Below are 6,348 nucleotides of genomic sequence, written 5' to 3'. Positions count from 1 at the left end.
CTGCTTTTTGAGTACCAGAAGCCAGAAGCGTTGTTAACGCCTACGCATGGTGAAGCGGCCTTTTCGAGTTCCATGCGGCACTTTCCCTATTCGTCACCCAGCAAACGCAGCAGCTCCGCCTCATCATCAATGACGGTTACGCCAAGGTCGCGCGCCTTGGTCAGCTTGCTGCCCGCGCTGTCACCCGCAACTACGAAATCCGTTTTCTTTGAGACGCTGCCGGATATCTTTGCACCACACGCCTCCAGCCTCCGAGCTGCCTCATCCCTCGTCATCGTAGGCAAGGTGCCGGTCAGCACGACCGTCTTGCCGCTGAACACGCTGTCGGCGCGAACGACCGGTGGCTGCTCCGCCTCGGCCTTAACGCCATATTCGCGCAATCTGGCGATGCTCTCCGCATAGATCGGATTGCCGAAGAAGCCGACGATGCTCTCCGCCACGATGCCGCCGATGTCCGGCAGCCCTACAAGTTCGTCCGCTGTCGCAGCCATAATAGCGTCCAGGCTACGGTAATGGTCGGCGAGCATTTTGGTCGTGGCTTTGCCCGTATTGGGGATGCCAAGCGCGAACAGGAACGCCGCCAAATCGCGGCTCTTCGACTTCTCCAGCGCCTCCAGCAGCTTGAGCGCCTTCTTCTCTCCGAACCGCTCCAGCTTGATGAGATCGTCGAAACAAAGCGCATACAGATCCGCTGGGTCGCGTACCTCGCAATCCGCGTACAGCTGCTCCGCCGTCATGATGCTAAACGACTCGATATCCATGGCGTCGCGCGACGCGAAATGCGTGATGCGGCCGATAATCTGCGGACGGCAGCCCAGGTTGTTGTTGCAGAACAGATGCGCGCCGCGCTGCTCCAGCTCCGTCCCGCAGGACGGACAAACGATCGGGAACACGATTTCCCCGCCGGGCTCATCGTCCGCTTTGCCCAGAATCTCCGGAATGACGTCGTTGGAGCGGCGAATGGATACAAGCGTGCCCAAGGCGTTTTTCAAATTTTTGCGTTCGATATCGCCGATATTGTTGAGCGTACAGTTCTGCACCGTCACGCCTGCCAGCTCGACGGCTTCGACCCGGGCAACCGGCGTGATTTTGCCAGTACGGCCTACTTCCCAGGACACCGATTCGAGAATCGTCGTCGTCTCCTCCGCTTCGAACTTGAACGCAACGGCCCAACGCGGGAACTTGTCCGTATAACCGAGCGCCTCTCGCGTCCGCATATCCGTCAGCTTTACGACCGCTCCGTCGATCAGGAAGTCGAACGTGAGTCGTCTCTCCGCGATTGCGGCAAGCTCCGCCTGAACCTCTTCGATCGTGCTAACGTACTTCACGTACGGATTCACCTTAAAACGATTGGCGATAAGGAACTGCTGCAGCTCCAGATGATCCTTAAAGGACACGCCCTCCGCGTAGCCGATATTATAGATAAAAGCGTCCAGCTTCCGCTCCGCCGTCACCGCGGGATTAAGGTTGCGAAGTGCCCCGGCTGCGGCGTTGCGCGCATTTTTGAGCGGCTCGGCCGCGGTTTCGTTATATTTGGCAAGCACGGACAGCCCCATGATACCCTCGCCCTGCACCTCCAGGATGCCTTCCTTGAACGGAATGTGAAGCGGAATGGAACGGATCGTCCGCACCTGCGGCAGAATGCCCTCGCCTACCGTGCCGTTGCCTCGCGTAGATGCCTGCACCAAGCTGCCGTTCTCGTAGGTCAGGTTCAGCGTCAAACCGTCGAATTTCAGCTCGATGACGTAGCTTGGCTGCGGCAACGGCTCGACATTCGGATTTTTTGCGTTATAGTCCGCTACGGCCTTCTGTACGCGAGCATGCCAGGAAAGCAGATCCTCGTTGTCCTGCGCCTTGTCAAGACTCCATAAGCGGGCACGGTGGCGGTGCGGATCAAAACCCTTGAGCAGCTCGCCGCCCACGCGAAGCGTCGGCGATTCGGGCAGCACGAAACCTTCCGCTGCCTCCAGCGCAACCAGCTCATCGTACAGCTTGTCGTAATCCGCGTCATTAATGACGGGATTGTCCAATGTATAATATTGATAATTATGCTCTGCAATGAGCGCGACAAGCTCTTGCATCCGTGCCGAACCAACGTTCACGAGCCGAACCTCCTCCAAATTGGCGAACTGATCTTCCTTGTATCCGGGCTATACCTTCTTGATCGGCGCGAAACCCGCAAGCAGCCGCTTGATGCCGACCGGCGCCGGGAACGCGACTTGCAGCTCCATATCGTTGCCCGTCCCCTTGACGGCAACGACGGTGCCCTCGCCCCACTTGCCGTGGGCGACGCGGTCGCCGGCCGCGAAGTCTCCGCCGCCGCCTGCGGAGGCGGAGCTTGCAGCGGCAGAGGCGCCGCCGGCTGCCGCCGCGTTTTTGGCCGCGCGGGCGGCATCCAGCGAGGTGGTGACGCGCACGCCGCCACCTCCGCCGCTTCCGCCCGCGGCGGCCCTGCCGCTCCCCGCGCCGAAGCCGGGGGAGCGCGTTCCTGCAGCGGCGGCTGGCGAAGCGCCGCCGCCGATTCGTCCAGGCGTGCGGGCGTAGCCGCCTCCGCCGCCGAAGCCGCCGCTACCGCCGCTGCCTCCGATGGCGGTGGACGCGCCTTGCTTCAGGTTGTCCGGGATTTCGCCCAAGAAGCGCGAAGGCATGTTCATGTTCGTGCGGCCGAACAGCGTCCTCATGCGGGCGCAGGTCAGATAGAGCCGCTGCTCGGCTCGCGTAATGCCTACGTATGCGAGACGGCGTTCCTCCTCGAGCTCCTCGTTGTCGATGAGCGCACGGCTATGCGGGAAGACGGTCTCCTCCATGCCGATGATAAACACGATCGGGAACTCCAGTCCCTTGGCGCTATGCATCGTCATGAGCACGACGGCGTCGTCGTCCTTCTTCTCTTCTTCCGCATCCTTGCCCATGGAGTCGATGTCCGCGATCAGCGCCAGGTCGGTCAGGAACGCGACAAGCGACTTGTCTTCGTTGCGTTCCTCGAAGTCCATCGTAACGGAAAGGAACTCTTCGATATTCTCGATGCGAGCTTTAGATTCCAGCGTATTTTCGCGTTGAAGCTCTATCTTGTACTGGGACAGCTCCAGCACCTTCTCCGTCAGCTCCGTCACCGTCAAATAATCGACCATTGCAGTCAAATTATAGATAAGTCCGTAGAACTCGCCCAGCAGCGCCCTCGTCCGGCCGTTTACCTCGACGTCGCCGAGATCGCCAAGCACCCGGTATATCGACACGCCGCGCCGAGCGGCCTCTTCTTCCAGCTTGCCCACCGTCGTGTCTCCAATACCCCGCTTCGGCACGTTAATGATGCGCGTCAGGCTGATATCGTCGTCCGGATTGGACATAAGGCGCAGATAGGCCAGCAAGTCCTTAATTTCCTTTCGGTCGTAGAACTTAATCCCGCCGACGATCTGATAAGGAATGTCCGACTTGATCAGAATTTCCTCGATCACCCGGGACTGGGCGTTCGTCCGATAAAGGATGGCATGATTGGAGAAGCGACGTCCTTTGTTGACGTTTTTGCGAATCTCGCCCGTTACGTAATATCCTTCGTCATGCTCCGAGTCCGCCTGGTAGAGCGAGATCAAATCGCCGGGCCCCTGCTCCGTCCACAGCTTTTTCGGCTTCCGGCCCGTATTGAGGTTGATCACCGCGTTCGCCGCGTCCAGAATATTGCCCGTCGAACGATAGTTCTGCTCCAGCATAATCGTCCGGGCTTCGGGATAGTCGCCTTCGAAATTGAGAATGTTCGTGATGTCCGCGCCGCGCCAACGGTAGATGGACTGGTCGCTGTCGCCTACCACGCAGATGTTGTGATGCTTGTCCGCCAACATGCGGCAGAGCATGTATTGCGCCCGGTTCGTATCCTGATACTCGTCGACGTGAATGTACCGGAACTTGTTCTGGTAAAATTCCAGCACCTCCGGCATTTCCTTGAATAGCCGGATCGTCATCATGATGAGATCGTCGAAATCCAGGGAGTTGTTGCTCCGCAGCCGCTTCTGGTACATCGCGTATACTTTGGCCACGATTTCGTCGAAGTAGTCCCCGATTTTCCGTTCCAGCTGCTCCGGCGTCACCAGCTCGTTCTTCGCGTTGCCAATCGAGGCTTGAACGGCCTTCGGCTCGACCTTCTTCGTATCGATATTAAGATCCTTCATGCAGTTGCGGATAACGGACAATTGGTCCGATGAGTCCAGAATGGAGAAGTTGGACGTAAAGCCGATCCGGTCAATATCCTTGCGCAAAATACGCACGCACATGGAGTGGAACGTCGATACCCAAATATCCCTGCCCGATGGACCGACCAGCGCACCGACCCGCTCCTGCATTTCCCTTGCCGCTTTATTTGTGAACGTAATCGCCAGAATGCTCCACGGCGCTACTCTTTTTTTCTCGATCAAATAAGCGATGCGGTGCGTCAGCACCCTCGTCTTGCCGCTGCCCGCTCCGGCCATGATGAGCAATGGGCCGTCGGTCGCGAGAACCGCTTCGCGCTGCGGCGGATTCAGCTTCTGCACCGCCTGTTCGATGCCGATGGAATTAAACATGATTGTACTCCTTTGTTCGCCATTTTGTTCGCCTATTCTCAGTTTAGACAACGCATCCCATACTGTCAATTTGCACTTTTTTGAAAGGAAGGAAGCCCTATGAATCCGGGCATCCGGACGCACGCGAATGTCCGTTTCAATAGAGTGGACTCTAGCATCTATTAGTGAGTAGAGGAGGTGATTATTATGGCTAGCTTGATTCTCCCCCGCGCATTCACGGTAGCGGTCGCCTACGACGTTCTGAACTACTTCATGATCGCCCCTGTCGGCGGCATCAGCTTGCCTGCTGCCACGGCGACCGACATCGGTCCCGCAGTCGAAACATGGCTGGACGATACGGGCGCGACGGTTACGACCTTCGCCGTCGATATAAGCACGCCCCCGGCTGGCACAGAATACGCCTACCAGTTAATCGTAGACGGACAATTGCAGGAAGAAGGCTTGGTCACAAGCGTTACCGATGCTGTGCTGGAGCTGACTTCCGCAACGGCAGCTACGATTCCTTCCGAGGCGCGCGTCGTATTTACGATTTTCCAGGTTGTGACGACGTATTCCTGACGAGAAATCCTCTATCGAGGCCTGGCAAAACAAACAACACCCTTCAGCTCACGGGCTGCAGGGTGTTGTTCTTTGTTGCATTAACCTTTAATGACGATAAATTGGGCAATAATGCGCGAGCCCTCGGGCGGCGGCTGATCCGACACGAAAAGAAGCACGCCGGGGTACACCGCATATACTTCCGGCGATTGCAGCATGCCGTCTACGAATACGTTCGTTAACGAGACGCGGGTCGGATCGGGGATGCGGCTGACATATCCCGGCATGGCCTCGCGTGGCGTGAACATTCTCCGTTCCCCGTCTCCCAAGGCGTAATAATAATAAGGATGCGCCGACAGCAGGCGCCTCTTCCTCCCTTGCTTGCACTTGCCCCCGCTCTTGAGATCCGAAAGCTTGCCCTTCCGCCCCCTCGCGCAGCTTGCGATGACCGCTTTCATCTTCTCACTCCTGACCAGCCTCGTTGACTACTATTCTATTATAGTCGGACCGATGCCTCAGGGACGCCTCCAACGGCCTATTTATACACCGCCGCCACCGTCGACAAAGCTGCAGCCAGATCGCTGTACACAATATTTCCCACAACGACCGTATGCGCATGCTCTCCTGCCAGGCGCGCTTTCTCAGAACTATCGATTCCGCCGCCGTAAAATAATTGGGCCGGGCCGATCGCCTGACGCGCGCTTCTCAGCAGCTCCATGTCTCCGAATCGGCCGCTGTATTCGATATAGATGAGGGGCAATCTCATCAACTGTACCCCCATGCGGATATGTGCAATCAGCTCATCAGCCGCAAGCTCCGTCTTGGCGCCCGTCAGCTTGGCGGCGGTAGCGTCCTCGTTCAATATAATATAGCCCTGCGCCGCAGTCTCCTCCCACGGCACAAACGTTCCGTACTCCTTCAACCCTTCGATTTGGTTGCCGAGTATCCACTCCGAGCGATCCGTATTAAGCACGATGGGCACGAAATAACCGTCAAACCCCGGAACCGCTCCATCCATGGTGGATACCTCCAACGCGCAATCCAACTCATAACGGCGAACGCGCGACATTAAATCAACGGTATTCTCAAAGGTAACACCGCTAGAACCTCCGATTATAATTGCATCTGTGCCCGATGTGCAGATCGCGTCGAGAGCTTCATCCGAAATCGTCTTGTCGGGATCAAGCTTGAAGGTGTGCCGCCACTTTCCAAACCATTCTTCTTTCATCTATTTGCACGCCCCGCTTCTTGTACATTA

Annotated in this window: 5 protein-coding genes; 1 reads left to right on the top strand and 4 read right to left on the bottom strand. The window is 57.5% G+C overall.

Going from position 1 to position 6,348, the window contains the following annotated elements:
- Positions 1-86 precede the first annotated feature (86 nt).
- Positions 87-2,081: an NAD-dependent DNA ligase LigA gene (gene ligA / locus H7F31_RS05640; protein WP_187105225.1), complete on the bottom strand. Its 1,995-nt coding sequence runs from the start codon at positions 2,079-2,081 to the stop codon at positions 87-89.
- 69 nt (positions 2,082-2,150) lie between these two features.
- Positions 2,151-4,553, bottom strand: a complete 2,403-nt coding sequence (gene pcrA / locus H7F31_RS05635; protein ID WP_187103375.1) for a DNA helicase PcrA — start codon at positions 4,551-4,553, stop codon at positions 2,151-2,153.
- A 186-nt stretch (positions 4,554-4,739) separates the two neighbouring features.
- On the opposite strand from pcrA, the gene H7F31_RS05630 reads away from it, so the two are divergent.
- Entirely contained in the window at positions 4,740-5,111 is a 372-nt protein-coding gene (locus H7F31_RS05630; protein WP_087569377.1) for a hypothetical protein, read from the top strand.
- Positions 5,112-5,191: 80 nt separating this feature from the next.
- On the opposite strand, the gene H7F31_RS05625 is transcribed toward H7F31_RS05630, so the two are convergent.
- Both H7F31_RS05625 and H7F31_RS05620 read right to left on the bottom strand, forming a co-directional pair.
- Complete coding sequence (locus tag H7F31_RS05625; protein WP_187103374.1) at positions 5,192-5,548, bottom strand: DUF4183 domain-containing protein; 357 nt, start codon at positions 5,546-5,548, stop codon at positions 5,192-5,194.
- Between the two features lie 77 nt (positions 5,549-5,625).
- On the bottom strand, positions 5,626-6,318 hold the full coding sequence (locus H7F31_RS05620; RefSeq protein ID WP_187103373.1) for a heptaprenylglyceryl phosphate synthase: 693 nt from the start codon (positions 6,316-6,318) through the stop codon (positions 5,626-5,628).
- Positions 6,319-6,348: the final 30 nt, after the last annotated feature.

Origin of the sequence: Paenibacillus sp. PAMC21692 (genome assembly GCF_014303795.1) — a bacterium.
Classification (GTDB): domain Bacteria; phylum Bacillota; class Bacilli; order Paenibacillales; family Paenibacillaceae; genus Pristimantibacillus; species Pristimantibacillus agaridevorans.
This window is presented reverse-complemented; position numbering and strand designations above follow the sequence as displayed.